The organism is Shewanella sp. ENK2, assembly GCF_043568515.1.
GTDB lineage: Bacteria > Pseudomonadota > Gammaproteobacteria > Enterobacterales > Shewanellaceae > Shewanella > Shewanella japonica.
Window position 1 is genome coordinate 195,828 of the sequence record NZ_CP171406.1, and the last position, 17,814, is coordinate 213,641.

Below are 17,814 nucleotides of genomic sequence, written 5' to 3' on the forward strand. Positions count from 1 at the left end.
TAAGCTTGATTTAAGACTATCAATGCCACTCATTCGAGTGGCATTTTGTTATCGCCTTTATGAATTTTTATTAACCCTTATTACGACTAAATCCAATAAACAAGCCTCTACTGCCCTTCATATCAACCTAGCTGCCATGCTAGACTCTGAGCCTACTATTTCCATCATGATTAATACCCAAGCCAAGCTCAATAAGGCAAGAATGGCTATTAATCAGTAAATTGACTTTTTTATTTAGGCTGTCGCATCATATGAAACAATTGCTCGATTTTCTTCCATTGGTCATCTTTTTTGCCATATACAAGTTTTACGACATTTATACCGCCACAGGTGCATTAATTGCCGCCACAGCGGTGCAATTAATCGTCACTTATATTCTGTACAAGCAAGTTGAAAAAATGCACCTCATCACTTTTGCAATGGTGACATTTTTCGGTACCTTAACGCTTATCTTCCATGACGATGCCTTTATCAAATGGAAAGTCACCATTGTTTATGCCTTCTTTGCTATCGCGCTGCTAGTTAGCCAATTGATTGGCAAGCCAATCCTTAAAAGCATGCTGGGTAAAGAGATGAAATGCCCTGACAAAGTTTGGGCTAATGTCACTTGGTATTGGGTCGCCTTCTTTGTTGCTTGTGGTTTAGGCAACATCTATATCGCCTTTAGCATGCCGTTAGAAACCTGGGTAAACTTTAAAGTATTTGGTTTAACCGCCCTTACCCTAGTGAATACTGTTATTACCGTTATGTACCTGTATAAACATATGGAACATGATGAATCGGAACAAATAAAATAATTCAAGGAACCTATCTATGTGGTACATGATTTCGTCACAAGATGTTGAAAACAGTCTAGAAAAACGCTTGAGTGCCCGCCCTGCTCATTTAGCAAGGTTAGAAGCCTTAGCCGCTGAAGGCCGCTTATTGGTTGCAGGTCCACACCCAGCGATTGATAACGAAAACCCAGCAGAAGCAGGGTTTACCGGTTCACTTGTAGTTGCCGAGTTTGAGTCATTAATTGCCGCGCAAGCATGGGCAGACCAAGACCCATACATCGATGCTGGCGTATACGCTAGTGTGATTGTTAAGCCATTTAAGCGAGTACTTGTCTAATGAAAATTGTCTCATTCAACATCAATGGTATTCGCGCGCGCTTACATCAACTGCAAGCACTTATCGACAGCCACCAACCTGACGTTATCGGTTTGCAAGAAACTAAGGTTCACGACGAAGCATTTCCAGTAGCAGACGTTGAAGCTATGGGTTATCACGTGCATTACCATGGCGGCAAAGCCCATTACGGCGTTGCTATGCTGTCAAAAGCTGAACCAATCGAAATCATCAAAGGTTTTAAAGATGATGCTGAAGATGCACAGCGCCGAATGATCATGGGTAAATTCACCCAAGCAAATGGCCGCGTCATTACCGTGATGAATGGCTATTTCCCACAAGGTGAAAACATCAACCATGAAACCAAATACCCAGCTAAGCGTAAGTTCTACCAAGACCTAATGCAGCACCTGGCTGACAACCACACCCCAGATGAAGACATCGCCATTATTGGTGACATCAACATCTCACCAGTGGATTTAGACATTGGTATTGGTGATGTGAACGCTAAGCGCTGGCTTAAAACCGGTAAATGTAGCTTTCAGCCAGAAGAGCGTGAATGGCTGCAGCGTCTAAAAGACTGGGGCTTAGTCGATAGCTTCCGTGAATTACACCCTGAGCGCACTGAACGTTACTCGTGGTTTGACTACCGCAGTAAAGGTTTTGTCGATAACCGCGGCCTGCGTATTGATGTGGTGATGATAACCAAGTCATTATTACCACGCCTGACTGAATCAGACGTAGATTACGATTTACGTGGCATTGAAAAGCCATCTGATCATGCGCCGATTTGGAGCACCTTCTCTGACTAGAAATGAGTAATTAGTTGAGAGTGACAGCTCGATATGAGCTGCAAACCCCAAAAGCCTAACGTTAATCCGTTAGGCTTTTTGTTTTGAGGCGAGACAGAATACCTCTCAGAGTATATTTTCACGCACTTCCCTATCTTGTAAGGTTGATTGGCTAAACCTATGCAAATAGTATTTATGCTATTATGTTTTACATTAGGAAGTGGTTATATAGCTAGTTTAGCTGTGAATGGAGCCACAACTATAAAAGGACTTTATAAGTTGAAGCATATCAAATACCCCAAAGCCTCAAAAACTAAGCATGTATTTGTTAGCTTATTCATCTATGTGACGCTTATATTTACAAGTCAGCCCATTCTCGCATCTGAAGAAAAAGCCATCCACTTTACCACCAGTAATAGCATCGAACCCTACTTTTTTGTTGATAAGAAAAAGCGGCCTGCAATATGACTTATTAGATGCGGCTTTAACTACGAGCAGTTTGCAGCTTGGAGAAATTACCTTTGCGACCAACCTCAGGGCTTTGCGATTAGTCAAAACCCAAAAAGTCGACTGCATTATCAACTCCCCTTCAAATAGCGACGGATTATTTTTAACCCAAAGCTTATTAGAGTATCAAAACAGTGTTTATTTTCTTTCTAAAAACAAGCTTAAAATAGACACGATTCAAGACCTTAAAAACTACTCTTTGGTTGGGTTTCAAAATGCCAATCAATACTTAGGGGCAGAGTTTTCAGAGTTATCGAAAACACATAAGAGTTATCATGAAATTGCCAGTCAAAAAAACCAAATCTTGATGCTATTCAGTGAGCGTATTCAAGCTATCATTCTTGAACAACGGATTTTCGACTATTATCGCAATCAAATCGACGAGCGAATCAAAGCACCTTTTGAAGTCACTAAGGTCAAATTATTCGACCAAGCGCCTCGCTATATTGCTTGCCATGATCCCCATACCGCTATGCTAGTCAATGAGGCTATTTCGCAATTAAAACAAACCAACTTATATCAAGATATTTTGCTCAATGCGGAGCGGAGCTATTACAAGGTGACTGAATTAACGAAGTAAACTTTAAACTAGGGGCTGATATTGAAACTATTCAAAAATTAAATGTCTTTATAAATAGTTGGTAGTTGGTGCAGTGCCAAAATGAATAACAAAAGCGGCGCCTCAAAAGCAAACGCAGCTTTCATTCAAGGATTGAGGCTAGCAACGTTTCGTTGCTGCTAGAAAAACCAAAGAAAGTAGCTATTTACGCCATAGTTTCATGTTAGATTTATTTACCAAATACGCCACCATGGCTTTTTAATACCATCATGTTTAACTGTTAAAAACTGAGGTTCGCTTTCAGCTCCTGATGCAGAAACACCAATAATTTTAACTTTAATGTTAAAAGCCTCTTGTTCGTAGCTGTTTCCATCGAACCAAATAAATGAAAAATCCTTTTTATTTTCTACGTATTCAGAAGGTGTTACAACTTCGCCAGTAAATAAACTATCTTCAAAGTATCCTTCACTGACTTCAAATTTATAACCTTGCTTTTTCGCCGGCATATTCTGTAATTTTAAAGTGAGAATACCCGCATCTGATGTCGAATAGGAATTACCATCGTCAGTACCTCTTTGAATTGTCTTAACTACGAATGTTGGTTTTTCTGCTGCGATAATTTCTTTTGAATCAACTACAAATGTATCAAGTAGTGGAATGAAAGAACCTGAATAGGAAAGGCTACTAACGAATAGTAATGATAATATTGCAAACCTCAAAATATACTCCAATTTGAATGCAGCTAACGAATGATATGGACTCCCCTTACCAATTGGCCGCTATGTGCCATATTGAAAGTGCAAATATTCAATCAAGGAGAGTCCATATGTCCTTAATTAAAGCAATTGGCATCACTCTTTATTAAATCAAAAGCGCCAAATTAGTTTTTAGCATTCATGGTGTAGACGAATACGGTAAAACCAAACTAAAGCAAACAGTTAAAAGAAACAAGTTATTAGAGAAAATCGCTAACATTCCACCTTGTATCATTGGAATGGAAGCTTGTTCTGGTGCGCATTATTGGGCAAGGGAATTTACTAAATACGGTCACGATGTACGTATCATGGCATCTAAATTTGTTATCCCTTATCGCCAAAGTGAAAAGAACGATGCCAATGACGCTGAAGCAATTTGTGAAGCAGTTACAAGACCTAAAACACGCTTTGTCAGCATTAAAAGCGAAGAACAACAAGCCGTGCTATGTCTACACCGCATTAGGCAAGGTCAAATCAAAGACCGTACAGCCATGATTAATCGGCTTCGTGGTCTATTATCTGAGTTCGGTATTATTATGCCTAAAGGCCGTTATCCCGCTCAAAAACACATTGTTGGCATTCTTGAAGATACTAACAACGCTTTACCTGCTTTAGCACGCCAATTACTCGATGACCTATGGCAAAGCATCAAATTACAAAATCAAGACATATTGAAATCTGATAGAAAGCTTTATGCCCTTGCTAATCAAATGAAAGATGCCAAGCGATTAATGACTATTCCAGGCATCGGCGAAGTCACTGCTACAGCAGTTGTAGCCACAGTCAGCGATGCAAAACACTTTTCAACTAGTCGCCAATTTGCAGCGTGGATAGGCTTGGTACCTAAGCAGTATTCAACAGGCGGAAAGCCTACGTTAGGCAGAATAAGTAAACGCGGTGAGAAGCATATCCGCACCTCCTTAATACATGCTGCTCGCGCTGTCATCGCAAACTGTACTAATAAAATGGATAGAACCAGTTTATGGATTAAAGCCATTATTGAACGAAGAGGTTTTAAACGAGCCGTAGTCGCTTTAGCGGCTAAAAATGCACGATTAATTTGGTCTCTGCTCCAGTCAGGTCAAGAATACCAAGTTAACTATGTAAAAACGTAAAAGGTTTAACCAAAACGGTTAACCCCACCGAGTCGACGCATTAGCAATTGACGATAACACGGTCAGACCGAGAGTAATTGAATCTGGTTAGTTGGGAAGTACATCTTGCTTGAAAAAGTCAGTAATACTGTTTAACGAATGAGATCTTTGCTCAAGCGCAAATCATCAGGGCTATAGCCAAAAGCTGTTTAGGCAGCAAGCTAAACAAACGCCGAATGTAGAGCTGCTGTCAGATCCACTGTTGTTGTCGGATTACTATTGCTTGACAAAGGGGAGTCCATGTAGCCAATCTAAGCGAAAAATTACAGTTAGGCTAAACTGCGCGGAGCGCGAGCCAACTGTAATTTTTCCGTTTGAACGCCTTGTTATAATTCACTTATCGCATGTAGCTTACTAATAAAGTCTTTATCAGTTCCTAAAGTAAAACACTTAGATAGTTCCTTGTTAACATTATTCTTAGTCGAGACGTCAGGAGAGTACCCCTTTACTAAAAAAGCTACTTTTTGAAACTTATCAGCTGAGTATGTACTCATTTCAACAACACCTGTAGTGACCTTTCGAATCTCGGTGGTATCTATACCCTGTGATTTAAAATACCAAAAAAAACAGTTTGATTTAGCAAACTTAATTAGATCATCTTCACCCTTAATTTGCTTTGTGGCACAAGAAGAAAGACTTAAGATCATACTAAAAGCAGCAATTAAATTTATGTACTTCATTATGATGCTTCCCAAAAAAGTACTTTATGTGAAACACTGCCGTAACCTTTATATACACATTTTGTTCCATCCCAAAGGTCAGCATGACCTGTAGCATCAGAACCAACCATGCACCTCATAAATAACGATCCCCTTACGGCCATTCAGTTTATTTGTATGCTCAGCAGGTGAATAAACCTCAGGCTTGCCATATTTTTCTGTTAAATATTTGTTTAAAATTTTAACTCTGAAAATATACCAATGTTTATTTTTGCCGGATGATACTTGACCTTCATACTTTCCATTTGGGCCAACTGCTTTATAAAAAGGAATTAAATGTGTTCCCCCTGACATGTTTAGAGCTTTAGAGACCCTTGTAGCACAAGCATTTCCAAAGATTCCCATATCAAAATTAAGCTCAACTTTACCACCGATTTGTTTGAAGACAACTGGTGCAGGAAGTGCGGGATAATGAGATTGTAACGTATTCCATTCTGGTAATTTATTCAAAACTTACTCCTTAAGTTTGTGTGAATTATAACGCCCGCTTAAGCGGACGGAAATAGTTGGCTAAAATGGTGAGCGATAGCGAAACAGCCAACTGTTTTTGTTCCGTTTAAAGCGTTTGTTAAATTACTTTTCCATCACGGAAGCTAGACAACTCACAAGCTTTTTCTAGCTCATCAGGTGATGCATTAGAGCCACTAAATTGAAGCACCACTTTTTTGCCTGCCAATTGTTCCCTTAACTTCCATGCAGCCATAATTGTTGAACTTCCAGCGCCCTCCACTAAGTTTTTCGTGTGATGAGCTGCTAAAGCTATGCCTTGTAAAATTTCTTGCTCTGAAAGAAGGACAAAGTCATCTAATTTGTCACGATAAATATTAAATGTAGTGTCATAAGCTGTTCCAGTAGCAAAGCCACCTGCAAAGGTTTGATTACTGCTTTCAATAATTTTTTTACTACTCCATGACTGATAAGCAGCTGACGATAGCTCAGCTTGAACAGCGTAGACGCTAATTTGAGGTGATATTGATTTTAAAACACTAATCCCTGAAGCAACTTCACTACCACCACCTAACGGTAAAATTACAACATCAACGTCTGGAATATCTTCGATAATTTCAAGAAACTCAGTACCAACACCATTTACTACAAGGGGTTCATTAGCAGGGTGAATGTAGTAATAACCTTTCGTTTCATTAATATCAGCCACAACCTTAGCCGCCTCATCGAAGTTTTCACCAGCTTCAATGACTTCAGCACCTGCACGTTTTATCAACTCAATTTTCACAGGGTTAGAGCCAATTGGCACTACTACAATTGCTGGCATATCAAATAGTTTTGCTGACGTGGCAACAGATAAGCCATGATTACCTGTTGAAAACGTAACAACACCATTCACTTTAGCTTTTTTGAGATGTGACATAATATTTATACCACCTCTGATTTTGAAACTTCCCGTAATGTTTTGATTCTCATGCTTCACGTAAACCTCACAACCAAGTAATCGGGATAAACCATCATACTTAATTAGAGGTGATGGCTTCATGTATGCTGAAACCACCTTTTTAGCCTTATATATCTCATGAAGTGAGATAGGATATTCCTTTAAACTTTCCACGATACCTCCTTGTAATTTAACGCCCGGTTATGGGGCGGATAATGCTTGGCTAAAATTAGCGAAGAATGAGCGCCAGCCAAACATTAAGACGTCCCATCCATAAACCGCTTGTATGGATAATAAACCCACCTAATTTACAAATACTTCCCTGTTTCGGGTAATGTGAGACCCAGGCTTTAGCTGCAACTAAAGCTTTCCTTGTCGTAGTTCGATTGAGCGATGGTTCCTCTATTGAGAGACCGATAACAAGAAAGAACGCGACAAAGGACTCCAAGCAAAACACTCGAATAGTCTACTGGGTCTCGAACCCGCATTTGCAAGCAAGAGTTAGCTTATTATGAATTCAAAAACTAATCAAAACATTAACATCGGTGTCGATACGGGTAAGTTTCAGCTCGATATATATATTCGACCACTCGATATCTTTTTCACCGTCAAAAACGATGAGAAAGGAATTAAAGAAGCTGTTAACTTAATCAAGAAACACCATCCTGAACGTATCGTTATTGAAGCAACAGGTCGCTTAGAAATGCCATTTATTATGGCCTGCGCTGAAGCAAACCTTCCCTTCGTTATTGCGAACCCAATACACATAAAACGCTTTGCAGGTGCCATTGGTCAAAAAGCTAAAACAGACAAGCTCGATGCGCAGCTCATCGCCCACTATGGCGATGCGATTAAGCCTAAGCTATCTACTTTAAAGCCTGACATCATGCAGGCTATGAGCGATTTAGTCTCAAGACGTAATCAAATTATGGCAATGCAAACGATGGAGAAGAACAGGCTGCAAATTCTGCCGAAAGAGCTTGCGATGACCATCAAACCTATCTTAACTGTATTTAAAAATCAGATAGAAAAGATAGAAGCAAAAATAGTTAAACTCATCGAGTCCAACCCAGCCTCTCGTAATAAATCAGCCAAGCCAAAAATATCATTCTACAAAGCATGAAAGGAATAGGTAAAATCGCCGCTGCTTCAATCATCAGTAACCTGCCTGAACTTGGATATATTAATAATAAAGAAGCGAGTTCATTAGTTGGTGTTGCACCAATGAATAAAGAAAGTGGTCGCTTCAAAGGCCAACGAAAAATTCAAGGTGGACGGCATCAGGTCAGGACTGTTTTGTATATGGCAATGATGTCAGCCATACAATCAAACCCTGTTTTTAAAGAAACTTACCAACGCTTAGTCGCAGCCGGAAAACCAAAGAAAGTAGCTATTATTGCCTGTATTAGAAAGATGGTCGTGACGCTTAATTCAATGCTAAGAGATGGTGTGATGTGGGAAGCGCCAAAAGCTTGAAATTAGCTATTGACGCCATAGTCTCTTGTTAGCTTTTTAACTGATATTTACGACGAACTTCATTTACCAAACGATGACGAGAGCTTTTGAGCCTTTCGTGTGGTGCAAATAATGAACTAGCTGAATCTAAGAGATCAACAGCTAGAGTTAGCTTATTAAGTTGCTCAGGAGTTAACTCATTATGCTCTGACAACTCATTTATTACGAGAATTGATAACTCCTTAGCAGCTATATCCTCTGGTAATCCCGATTTAGTACATAAACCATAAATTCCATTTAAAAAATGGCTCCATTCTTCTTTAATATGTTCATTAAGTTCTGAGGTGACTTTAGAATTGGTTGAATAATATCCTTGCTCTTTAAGGCGTTCGATAGCAACTTTATAACGGTTAGCAAATACTGAATAAATCGCTTCTGTTGAATTAAGTGATTGAATTATAGCTAACCAAGAAGAATAACCTTTGGCGTAATATTCAATTTCTTGTTCATCATCGTGCAAGCCGAAAAATGAATCACTTTTAATATTTAGGCTCAACTTATAAGAGCATTTGGGCATCAGTCCATCTTCTTGATATTTCAATAAGTCTTGTTCTGTGATTTTTGTAATATCAAGAAGTTCTTGCTGAGTAAAAAAATATTTATTTAGATATTTGATTAATTCCACTTACTTTGAATCTCCATAGCTTAAAAGTTGTGCACTTGGAACGTGAATTCAGCTTGTGCATGCTAACGCAGCATTAAGGTGTGAGCAACGCAACCACGAAACCCAAACCATACCACCATAAACACAAAACCCAACGATGGAATGAAAAATGCCAAGCGTTGGGAATCACTCTTAAATGCTTTGTTATATTTCTGTACTCATTACGAATCTTTCTTTTTTGCAGCCTCTCTAACAGATATTCGCGTTGCTTCATCAAGCGCAGCATTTTTTATAACTTCTTTTTCTTTTCGATGCTTCATTGAGTTAGATGCTACGACTAGAGCTCGTTTTGACTTTTCTTTTGCAACTTTGAACTTCCGTACAAAAAACTTTATTGCAAAGAATATTGCGATTAATCCACCAATCACTGATGCTGCAATACCTAGTTTCTCAAGCAATTCTCTTTGCTCGATCTCAGCCATTTGAGAGTGATACTTGTTTTTACATCTCTCTATTTCAAGAGACTCAGACTTGATTAAGTTTTGGATCGGTACTAGATCGATTTTTCCCTTAAATTTGTCGTCGTAATCATACAAAGACACATATTTAGAGTTCATAAAATCATCGAACGATGCTGTATCTCGGTAACGTGCAATAGACTCTTCGAATGAAAACTTACTAAAGTTACTACCATAAAACCGCACATTTTCGACAAGTCTATCGTATGAATAAATTGCGTGGCAATTATAAGAAACTTGAACGGTACCCTGCTCATATTGATCACGAACATGTAAATGCCAACCACTACTTGCATCAATGGTCAACTTTGCTGATACACTTGGTGCGATAAGTATAAAAGATAATAACAATAATAATCTGTACATCGTAAAAAGCCGAAACTGAGTAAATATCAAATTTTACCAGATGTCATTTTAAAAAACACGTTTCCAATAGAAACATGATGAGTTGCATGATGTTAATTTGAAATATAACGCCTCACTAAGAGGCAAATAATAGTTGGTTAAAATACGCGACGAAGGAGCAAAAACCAACTGTTATTTGTCCTTTTAAGTGACTTGTTAGCGGTTTAAGCCCTCAAGCCAATATTCACCCGAATAATAGTGAGGAAAAGGGTTAATATTGCCCTTTTTAAATATTCCATCACATTACTTAAAGTCGTAATGCAAAGGTTCTCGATAAACTTAGTAGGATAAACCAATTCAACTTTTGTTGGCTGGAACCCATCACTATCGGTAAATTTATTTATAACTTGATAAAACGGCTCCTGAGGAAGATATACGCCTAACTCAGTACCTTTAGATTGAAATTGATGTACAAGTGAGTTTCTAAGTTTGTAAAGTAAGGCTGAATATTTAAAATCATCAAGTTGATATTCGATTTTTGAATTTTTAGTTGGCTGTGACCAATAGTCTTTTACTTCATTAGAGTTTGGTAGCTGTTCTAAGGTAATACAGCCTTTCCCATCTTTTTTACTTAATAGAAGCTCAACTTGTTCATGGGAATATAATCTGATTTTTTCTAATGCAGGATCTGAATTCAAAGAGCAAAACTTAGCTAAATGCAGTAAACAAATATCATTTCGTTTGTCCCAATTAGAAAATCGGTCGATTAAAGCAATAAAGCGATCTTTATTGCCTCTATTAGGAAAAACTGAAGCTGCTAAAGAATCAAGAAAAGTGACGAATAATATTTTTTAAATAGTCGGCTATCATCTGACTCAATTGAGCAAATATTTCTTAATTTTTCGTTAAGAAATTGATTAAAACTTTCAATTTTTTCTTCGTTATTCTGAATAATCATACTCAATCCGAGAGAAACCGCTAACAGCTTATTAGCGAGAATTCCGATAAACACTCTTGGGAGCTTTACCAAACTTTAATCGCATAAAGCTTTATTTATTAATAATTTTAATAACTTAACAGCCACCATTAACTAAATCAACCAGCTTAACTATGGATAAAAGCGAGAATTGAGTTAACCGAGAATTATTTGGGGTCGTTATGTAAACAATTATGATAAAAATTCTTTTTATTTTCATATACTTAATATGTGATAAAAATTTAAAATGAGAATTTGGTTATTTACATAACGAGAAGCAAAGTTTGCATTTAAGCAATATTGACATATAACTGTATATACATACAGCACTATACCAGTAAGGGATTTATGTCTTCGTCGCCATTTATTGAATCTGTTAGAAAAGAATTACGTACTCGACGCTACAGTATAAAAACTGAGAAGGTTTACTTATTTTGGATTAAGGCATTTATTATATTTAACGATAAGAGACATCCGAATATCATGGGAAACCAAGAGATTGAGAGGTTTTTAAATCACTTAGCTGTCAATAAACAAGTTAGTGGCTCATCTCAAAATCAAGCATTATGCGCCATCATTTTTTTATATAGATATATTGTTCAAAGAGAAATTGTCGACTTAAGGTATTCATTCACTAAACGCGAAAAGGCAATGCCAACGGTACTTACTCATGATGAAGCCAAACTAATCATCTCTCAATTAGCTGGCAAATATTGGCTTGTAGCATCACTTTTATATGGTTGTGGGCTAAGAATAAATGAAGCACTACAACTAAGAATAAAAGACATTAATTTAGACGATAACACTCTGTTCATTTATAGAGGTAAAGGTAAGAAAGACCGTTACACACTATTGCCTAAAACATTGAAACTTCATATATCAGAACAAATTAGCCAAGTGAAAACCAAACACTCGCAAGATTTGTCTCAAGGGTTTGGGTTAACTTCTCTACCTCCAGCTTTATTGAGAAAGTATGGAAGTGCAGCTAAAGATATTTCATGGCAGTATTTATTTCCCTCCTCTACTCGATGTACTCACCCCTATGATGGGTATATTTGTCGACATCACATTCATGAAACATCCTTTAGAAAACAGCTTAGAAAAGCTGTAATGAATGCTAAGGTAGAAAAACAAGTCAAAGCACATACCTTTAGGCACACATTTGCCACTCAATTATTACTTCAAGGTACAGATATTAGAACTGTTCAAGAGCTATTAGGCCATACAGATCTAAAAACAACTGAGTTATACACCCACGTTATTGGAAGTCGCTTTAGCCATACGGTAAGTCCTGTTGATAGATAGGCTATTAGGTAGATAAGTAACGACCTAAAATCACCCATTTCATTTACCTCCCACCTAATTATTTTCCAAAAAATGCCCAAGCTATTGCTAACTTGGGCATTGATATCATTCTCTAGAATTAAGCTACATCTTCAACACTTTACTCAGTGGTAAATCGCGATAACGTTTACCTGAGGCGGCAAATATTGCATTGGTTAAACTCGGTGCCACTGGCGGCACGCCGGGTTCACCTACGCCTGCAGGTTTGGCATCTGACTCAACAATAATGGTTTCAATTTCTGGTGACTGACCGATGCGTAGCAGCGGATAGTTATGGAAATTTGACTGCTCAACTTTACCGTCTTTGTAACTAATTTCGCCCATCATTGCGAGGCTTAACCCAAATATGATCGCGCCTTCCGTTTGCGAGTGCACTCTATCAGGGTTCACCACTGTGCCTGCATCAATGGCGGCGATACTCTTCAGAACCTTTAGCTTATCGCCATCCATTTCAACTAATGTGGCGACAGCAACATAACTGACGAAGCTGCGATGCACGGCAAAACCCCAGCCTTGATTAGCTTTGATTTTAGGCTGTTTAGCCATAGCCTTTTCAACGGCATCAATCACATCTAAATAGCGGCCAATATCAATGGGGAAGTCCTCTAGCGTCTCACCATAGTTTCCGTATTTAACCAGTTGGTTTTCAAGCTTTTCTTGTCGCGGTTTGCCCAATAGCTCACGCCACATGCTAATACAGGGTTTACCTGCATTAACAGCAAGTTCATCGACAAAGCTGCCGACACCAAAACCATGCTGAATATTACACACTGAACGCATCCAACCGATACGGGAATGCGCAGTAGCTTTGACTGATTCCAATTGAATTTGGCTTAAGTTAAACGGCATATCCGAAAAACCAAGATCTAACTCCCCTGCTGATGGCATATCGACGCCTTCTGCAAAGGTTGAGCTAATTGATGGAAAACCTGTACGGGCAAGTAACGCCGTTGGGGCGTTATTGCCATCTAACTTAGCTTGATAATGCTGCGCACTAATCGCATGGTAATACCCGTTTTGAATTTCATCTTCACGGCTCCATAACAGCTTTACAGGTTTGGCGATTTTTTGTGATAACCACGCGGCCTCGGCGCTAAAGTCAGGTTTTGATTTACGGCCAAAACCACCACCGAGTAAAGTGACATTCACTTTAACTTGTTCATCTTTTAAGCCTAAAACGCCAGCGACATTCTTTTGAGTACTTTGCGGCGTTTGTGTCGATGCCCACAACTCACAGCCGTCTTCGGTGACAGATGCCGCAGCCGCTGGCGGCTCCATCATGGCATGAGTTAAATACGGCACGGTATAAACCGCTGACAAGCTATTATCATCGCTCCAATCGGTCACTGAGTCACCTAACTGTCGAATCACAGCTCCAGGCTCACCGACCCGTTTAACAAGCTCTGCTAAATCGGCATCCGAGTCATATTGGCTGTTTGCTGATTCTGTCCATGTGATGTTTAAGGCTTTTCGTCCTTGCAGCGCACTCCAGCTATTGGTTGCGATAACGGCAACGCCCCCTAATGGCTGAAATAACGGTGCACCTTTTGATATCGGGATTTGAATCACATCCAACACCCCAGCGACTTGACGGGCGGCGCTATCATCTAAAGTAGCCACATCACTACCTAATACTGGCGGGCGAGTAATTGAGGCGTGCACCATTCCTGCTACTTTGACATCAAAACCATATTCAGCTTGGCCGTTAAGCATATCGTCCATATCAACAATCGTGGGCGATTTTCCGATATGGGTAAATTTCGACGCAGGCTTTAATGTGACACTATCAAGTGCGGGTGTTGGCAAAGCGGACGCTGTAATCGCGAGCTCACCAAATGATAAGCTTTTACCATTGGTTTTGTGATGCACTTTACCCGCTTTTGCATACACATCTGATGGGGAGACTTGCCATTGGTTAGCGGCAGCTTGCTCTAGCATACTTCTTGCTGTTGCGCCCATTTGGCGCATTCTTTGATAATGCTTTCGAATACTGCGGCTGCCATCGGTGTTTTGACTACCAAACTCTTCATCTGCCAGGCCTTGTACGACAACTATTTGATCCCAATCCGCTTCTAATTCATCAGCTAATACTTGCGGTACGCCAGTTCTAATTCCTTGTCCCATTTCGGAGCGATGACAGGTTAAATATACTTTATTGTCTTCACCAATGGCGATGAAGATATTTAATTGCGCTTGTTTGCCTTGTGCAATAGCACCTTGAGCGATAGCCATAGGGCTCCAAGCTAAACCTGATGCCCCTAATGCTAAACCGCCTCCTACTGCACCAAACAGCTTTAACACATTACGGCGACTAATATTCTCTACTGCGGTAAATGTGGTCATGGTTATGCCTCCACTTTACTATTGTCTGCAGCGGTATTGATCGCAGCTTTAATACGGGGATAAGTGCCGCAGCGACAAATGTTGCCTGACATCGCATCATCGATTTGAGCGTCAGAAGGTTTGGCTGTGGTACTAAGTAATGCAGCAGCAGACATCAGTTGCCCAGCTTGGCAATAACCACATTGCGGCACATTGTGTTTCTCCCATGCCGCTTTTAACTTGTCAGCTTCAAGTCCTTCAATGGTCGTTACAGACTTACCTGCGGCCTGCTTAATGCTGGTTAAACAACCGCGAACAGGTTTACCATCAACATGCACAGTACAAGCCCCACATAGACCGGCACCGCACCCATATTTAGTACCAGTTAATCCTAAGATATCTCGTAGTGCCCACAATATCGGCATATTCGGATCTGCATCTAAGGTGAAGCTCTTTCCATTAATTTCAAGTGTTTGCATCTCTTGTGACATCACTTACTCCTTGTTAGCCAACCACCAATTAAGATCGGCTTTAGTATCAATATCAATGGCAGCTTGCTCTAACGGTAGTACTGCCAAGCTTTGATTTGATAAATGTTGTAATAATAATTTTTTAGCACCAGCATCACCTGGTAATTGTTGTAGTTGTTGAAAATCTTCAGACAAAAATATCGCAGGAACTCCAGGGTTTTGTTGGTAATACGCTGCTGTGGTTTGACCAAAAAGGCAAAACACACGAAAAAGGCTCATATAGTGTTGATGAGTGATAGCAACTTGATCAGCCAGCGATAGCAATAAAGCATCGGCATGTTGTGCTTGGGCATATTCCGCCGCCATCGCAACTGAACTGCCAATACCTGTCTGCCAATCTGGGTTGACTAGGTACTCAGTGTTACTTGGTAATAAAGGAAGCAAAGTATCTTTATGACCACCGAGCATCACAGCTGGTTTATCCATGCCCATCTGCTCAGTTGCTTGCGTCAGTTCATCTAAGCTGTGAGCTAGCAAACTTTGGTTTTTAGCCTTGATATCAGGATCGTTCACTTCTGGACCTGACACCAAAGCAGCAAGCTTAGCACCATCAAATCGGCTGCTTTGTCCTGCCGCTAACATTACTGTGGTAATTTTGGGAATAGAAGACAAAAAAGTCATCAGTCCATCACCCTATCAAGTCTACTGACATCATCTTGTTGCGCAAAATGATGATGAAGTACCCCATGACACTGAGATAAAATACTCAAAGCGACTGAGCTCGGTAGCTCGCCACCAATCGCTAATCCGGCTGGTGCTGAGATAAATCCACTAAAATCTTGTGGGCGTAAACCTGCCATGGCAAACACTTTGTCACGTCGATGACCAGGTCCAAGTAATGCAATATATCTGATTGCTGTCGGCAGTAACGCCGTTAATGCATCGCTATCTAGCTCAAGATTATGGTTCATCACAACGGCAGCATCTAAGTGAGAAAAATCACTCTGCTGGCATTGTGTTAATGGGGTTTTATTAATTTTGGCAGTTGGAAAGTCATAACTTCTTGCATAGGCCGTGCGGCTATCAAATACGGTAACTTTCCAGTCTAACTGATTTGCCATGGCTGCTAATGGTTGCGCATCTAATCCACCACCAAAAATACCAAGATGAAAAGGTGCTCTAACTGGCACTTGTAGAAGTTCACCTTGCTCGTTTGTTATTTGGGTTGTTTTAGTTAACGAAGAGGATTGTAACTGCACTGCAGGAATAAACTTCCCTCGAGTATTTGCGGCATGGGAACCGTCGTCATTCAGTGATAATTGATAATAGCCCTGTTGGCCGACAGTGAGTTGCTGATGTAGCTCATGCAAACCTAGGTATTGGTTATCAGCCAGTAAAGGAACCATCATAATGTGCACAATGCCGCCACAGCCTAACTGATAGCTGGTGTCATTTTCATCGGTAGCATCATAGGTAAGTTGCAATACTTGTTGTGATTGAATCGCATGTTGGGCATGACGACGTAAATCAGCTTCTAAACATCCACCGCTGAGCATTCCTAATGTTTTACCCAAAGGATCGAATAACATCATTGCCCCAGGCTTACGGTAAGATGAACCTTCAACAGAGGTAATAATGGCTAATGCCCAATCTAGTTGCGGCTTTTCAGCCCAAGTATCTAACAATGATAATAAGTGATGTGCCATAAATCCTTGCCTATCATTTTAATTCCTTTTCGCACTTATTGCGCTAACCTCAAAAGGCAGCTGGCAGCATAACGCTGCCAAAGCGAACTGACCTTTGCACCTCAAGTCATTGGATATAGACAAACGAAAATGAGCATACTGCAAAGCGAGTCTGTATAAGCTAACAAAGGATTGGCATAAAGCAAAGATTAGTAACGCCTAATAAAAATACCGTTTACGATTTAGTCGGCGTATTACCAGCAAGACGGGGCTCTTGCTGGCTTATGAAGTAGAAGTAAAAGCGTAATAAAATGTAACAATAACTGAATCAATGACCCATTAATTATTGATAACGGTTTAACCAAGCAGCTGATCTGCTACAAACGGGTTATGCTGACGTTCTTCTTCAAATGTTGACATCGGCCCATGGCCCGGAATAAAGCTGACTTTATCGCCTAATAGCCAAAGCTTTTGAGTAATTGAATGAATTAATTGCTTATGGTCAGATTGCGGAAAATCAGTGCGACCAATAGAGCTTCTAAATAACACATCGCCAACCCAAGCTAAATGCGACTCTGCAGAGTGAAATACAATATGGCCAGGTGTATGGCCGGGACAATGCAATACCGATAAGGTTTGTTCGCCGATTGTCACCTTATCACCTTCATTGAGGTATTGTGTCGGCTCAAAGGGGTCGATATGCGGAAAACCAAAGTTTTGACTCTGTTTAGCTAGATTATCAAACCAAAACTTGTCGGCACTATGTGGGCCAACAATATCAATATTTAATTGATTAGATAACATTTTGGCGCCGCCAACATGGTCAATATGCCCATGTGTTAATAATATTTTCTCTAAAGTGAGTCCAAGTTTTTCAACTTCAGTGACGATGCGGTCAATGTCACCACCAGGATCAACGACTGCAGCGAGTTTGGTTTTTTCACACCAAATCACACTACAATTTTGCTGGAACGGGGTCACTGGAATGATTTGGTATTTCATGTCTTACATCCTCACTTTAGCAGGCGTTTGCTTTGTCGCTATTATGCG

At 39.9% G+C, this 17,814-nt stretch carries 19 protein-coding genes and 1 pseudogene; 8 read left to right on the forward strand and 12 right to left on the reverse strand.

Annotation, left to right across the window (positions count from 1 at the left end; all coding sequences use genetic code 11):
- Positions 1-22: 22 nt before the first annotated feature.
- The 5 genes from ACGEDC_RS00925 (at position 23) to ACGEDC_RS00945 (ending at position 2,988) form a co-directional block, all read left to right on the forward strand.
- Positions 23-220, forward strand: a complete 198-nt coding sequence (locus ACGEDC_RS00925) for a hypothetical protein (protein WP_394495876.1) — start codon at positions 23-25, stop codon at positions 218-220.
- Between the two features lie 31 nt (positions 221-251).
- Positions 252-797: a septation protein A gene (locus tag ACGEDC_RS00930; RefSeq protein WP_394495878.1), complete on the forward strand. Its 546-nt coding sequence runs from the start codon at positions 252-254 to the stop codon at positions 795-797.
- Between the two features lie 16 nt (positions 798-813).
- The gene (locus ACGEDC_RS00935) at positions 814-1,113 is read left to right on the forward strand and encodes a YciI family protein (RefSeq protein ID WP_394495880.1); all 300 of its coding nucleotides are present in this window, start codon (positions 814-816) and stop codon (positions 1,111-1,113) included.
- On the forward strand, positions 1,113-1,922 hold the full coding sequence (gene xthA, locus ACGEDC_RS00940; RefSeq protein WP_394495882.1) for an exodeoxyribonuclease III: 810 nt from the start codon (positions 1,113-1,115) through the stop codon (positions 1,920-1,922). Before ACGEDC_RS00935 ends, xthA begins: the two co-directional genes overlap by 1 nt.
- Positions 1,923-2,337: 415 nt before the next feature.
- Positions 2,338-2,988: an amino acid ABC transporter gene (locus tag ACGEDC_RS00945; RefSeq protein ID WP_394495884.1), complete on the forward strand. Its 651-nt coding sequence runs from the start codon at positions 2,338-2,340 to the stop codon at positions 2,986-2,988.
- 212 nt (positions 2,989-3,200) lie between these two features.
- Here ACGEDC_RS00945 and ACGEDC_RS00950 read toward each other — a convergent pair whose 3' ends face one another.
- On the reverse strand, positions 3,201-3,686 hold the full coding sequence (locus ACGEDC_RS00950) for a hypothetical protein (protein ID WP_394495886.1): 486 nt from the start codon (positions 3,684-3,686) through the stop codon (positions 3,201-3,203).
- 146 nt (positions 3,687-3,832) lie between these two features.
- On the opposite strand from ACGEDC_RS00950, the gene ACGEDC_RS00955 reads away from it, so the two are divergent.
- On the forward strand, positions 3,833-4,837 hold the full coding sequence (locus ACGEDC_RS00955; RefSeq protein ID WP_394498200.1) for an IS110 family transposase: 1,005 nt from the start codon (positions 3,833-3,835) through the stop codon (positions 4,835-4,837).
- 365 nt (positions 4,838-5,202) lie between these two features.
- Here the strand turns inward: ACGEDC_RS00955 and ACGEDC_RS00960 are convergent, their stop codons facing one another.
- From ACGEDC_RS00960 to ACGEDC_RS00970, 3 genes are all read right to left on the reverse strand, one after another.
- A complete protein-coding gene (locus ACGEDC_RS00960; RefSeq protein WP_394495888.1) occupies positions 5,203-5,556 on the reverse strand; it encodes a hypothetical protein in 354 nt (117 codons plus the stop codon).
- Between the two features lie 96 nt (positions 5,557-5,652).
- Positions 5,653-6,045: a T6SS effector amidase Tae4 family protein gene (locus ACGEDC_RS00965; protein WP_394495890.1), complete on the reverse strand. Its 393-nt coding sequence runs from the start codon at positions 6,043-6,045 to the stop codon at positions 5,653-5,655.
- Between the two features lie 118 nt (positions 6,046-6,163).
- Complete coding sequence (locus ACGEDC_RS00970; RefSeq protein WP_394495892.1) at positions 6,164-7,159, reverse strand: threonine ammonia-lyase; 996 nt, start codon at positions 7,157-7,159, stop codon at positions 6,164-6,166.
- 337 nt (positions 7,160-7,496) lie between these two features.
- Here ACGEDC_RS00970 and ACGEDC_RS00975 point away from each other — a divergent pair.
- A pseudogene (locus ACGEDC_RS00975) lies at positions 7,497-8,461 on the forward strand (IS110 family transposase).
- 28 nt (positions 8,462-8,489) lie between these two features.
- On the opposite strand, the gene ACGEDC_RS00980 reads toward ACGEDC_RS00975, so the two are convergent.
- The 3 genes from ACGEDC_RS00980 to ACGEDC_RS00990 all read right to left on the reverse strand — a co-directional run bounded on the left by ACGEDC_RS00980 (position 8,490) and on the right by ACGEDC_RS00990 (position 10,665).
- Entirely contained in the window at positions 8,490-9,125 is a 636-nt protein-coding gene (locus tag ACGEDC_RS00980) for a DUF6058 family natural product biosynthesis protein (RefSeq protein WP_394495894.1), read from the reverse strand.
- Positions 9,126-9,325: 200 nt separating this feature from the next.
- On the reverse strand, positions 9,326-9,988 hold the full coding sequence (locus ACGEDC_RS00985; protein ID WP_394495896.1) for a hypothetical protein: 663 nt from the start codon (positions 9,986-9,988) through the stop codon (positions 9,326-9,328).
- A 203-nt stretch (positions 9,989-10,191) separates the two neighbouring features.
- On the reverse strand, positions 10,192-10,665 hold the full coding sequence (locus ACGEDC_RS00990) for a hypothetical protein (RefSeq protein ID WP_394495898.1): 474 nt from the start codon (positions 10,663-10,665) through the stop codon (positions 10,192-10,194).
- A 626-nt stretch (positions 10,666-11,291) separates the two neighbouring features.
- Here ACGEDC_RS00990 and ACGEDC_RS00995 point away from each other — a divergent pair.
- Positions 11,292-12,248 (forward strand): integron integrase, encoded by a 957-nt coding sequence (locus ACGEDC_RS00995; RefSeq protein WP_394495900.1) that lies wholly within the window; start codon positions 11,292-11,294, stop codon positions 12,246-12,248.
- 123 nt (positions 12,249-12,371) lie between these two features.
- On the opposite strand, the gene ACGEDC_RS01000 is transcribed toward ACGEDC_RS00995, so the two are convergent.
- The 5 genes from ACGEDC_RS01000 to ACGEDC_RS01020 all read right to left on the reverse strand — a co-directional run bounded on the left by ACGEDC_RS01000 (position 12,372) and on the right by ACGEDC_RS01020 (position 17,766).
- Entirely contained in the window at positions 12,372-14,630 is a 2,259-nt protein-coding gene (locus ACGEDC_RS01000) for a xanthine dehydrogenase family protein molybdopterin-binding subunit (RefSeq protein WP_394495902.1), read from the reverse strand.
- Between the two features lie 2 nt (positions 14,631-14,632).
- Positions 14,633-15,100, reverse strand: coding sequence for a (2Fe-2S)-binding protein (locus tag ACGEDC_RS01005; protein WP_055026096.1), 468 nt, complete (start codon positions 15,098-15,100; stop codon positions 14,633-14,635).
- Positions 15,101-15,103: 3 nt separating this feature from the next.
- The gene (locus tag ACGEDC_RS01010; RefSeq protein ID WP_394495905.1) at positions 15,104-15,760 is read right to left on the reverse strand and encodes a nucleotidyltransferase family protein; all 657 of its coding nucleotides are present in this window, start codon (positions 15,758-15,760) and stop codon (positions 15,104-15,106) included.
- A complete protein-coding gene (locus ACGEDC_RS01015; protein WP_394495907.1) occupies positions 15,760-16,785 on the reverse strand; it encodes an XdhC family protein in 1,026 nt (341 codons plus the stop codon). Before ACGEDC_RS01015 ends, ACGEDC_RS01010 begins: the two co-directional genes overlap by 1 nt.
- Positions 16,786-17,121: 336 nt before the next feature.
- The gene (locus ACGEDC_RS01020; RefSeq protein WP_055026099.1) at positions 17,122-17,766 is read right to left on the reverse strand and encodes an MBL fold metallo-hydrolase; all 645 of its coding nucleotides are present in this window, start codon (positions 17,764-17,766) and stop codon (positions 17,122-17,124) included.
- Positions 17,767-17,814 lie beyond the last annotated feature (48 nt).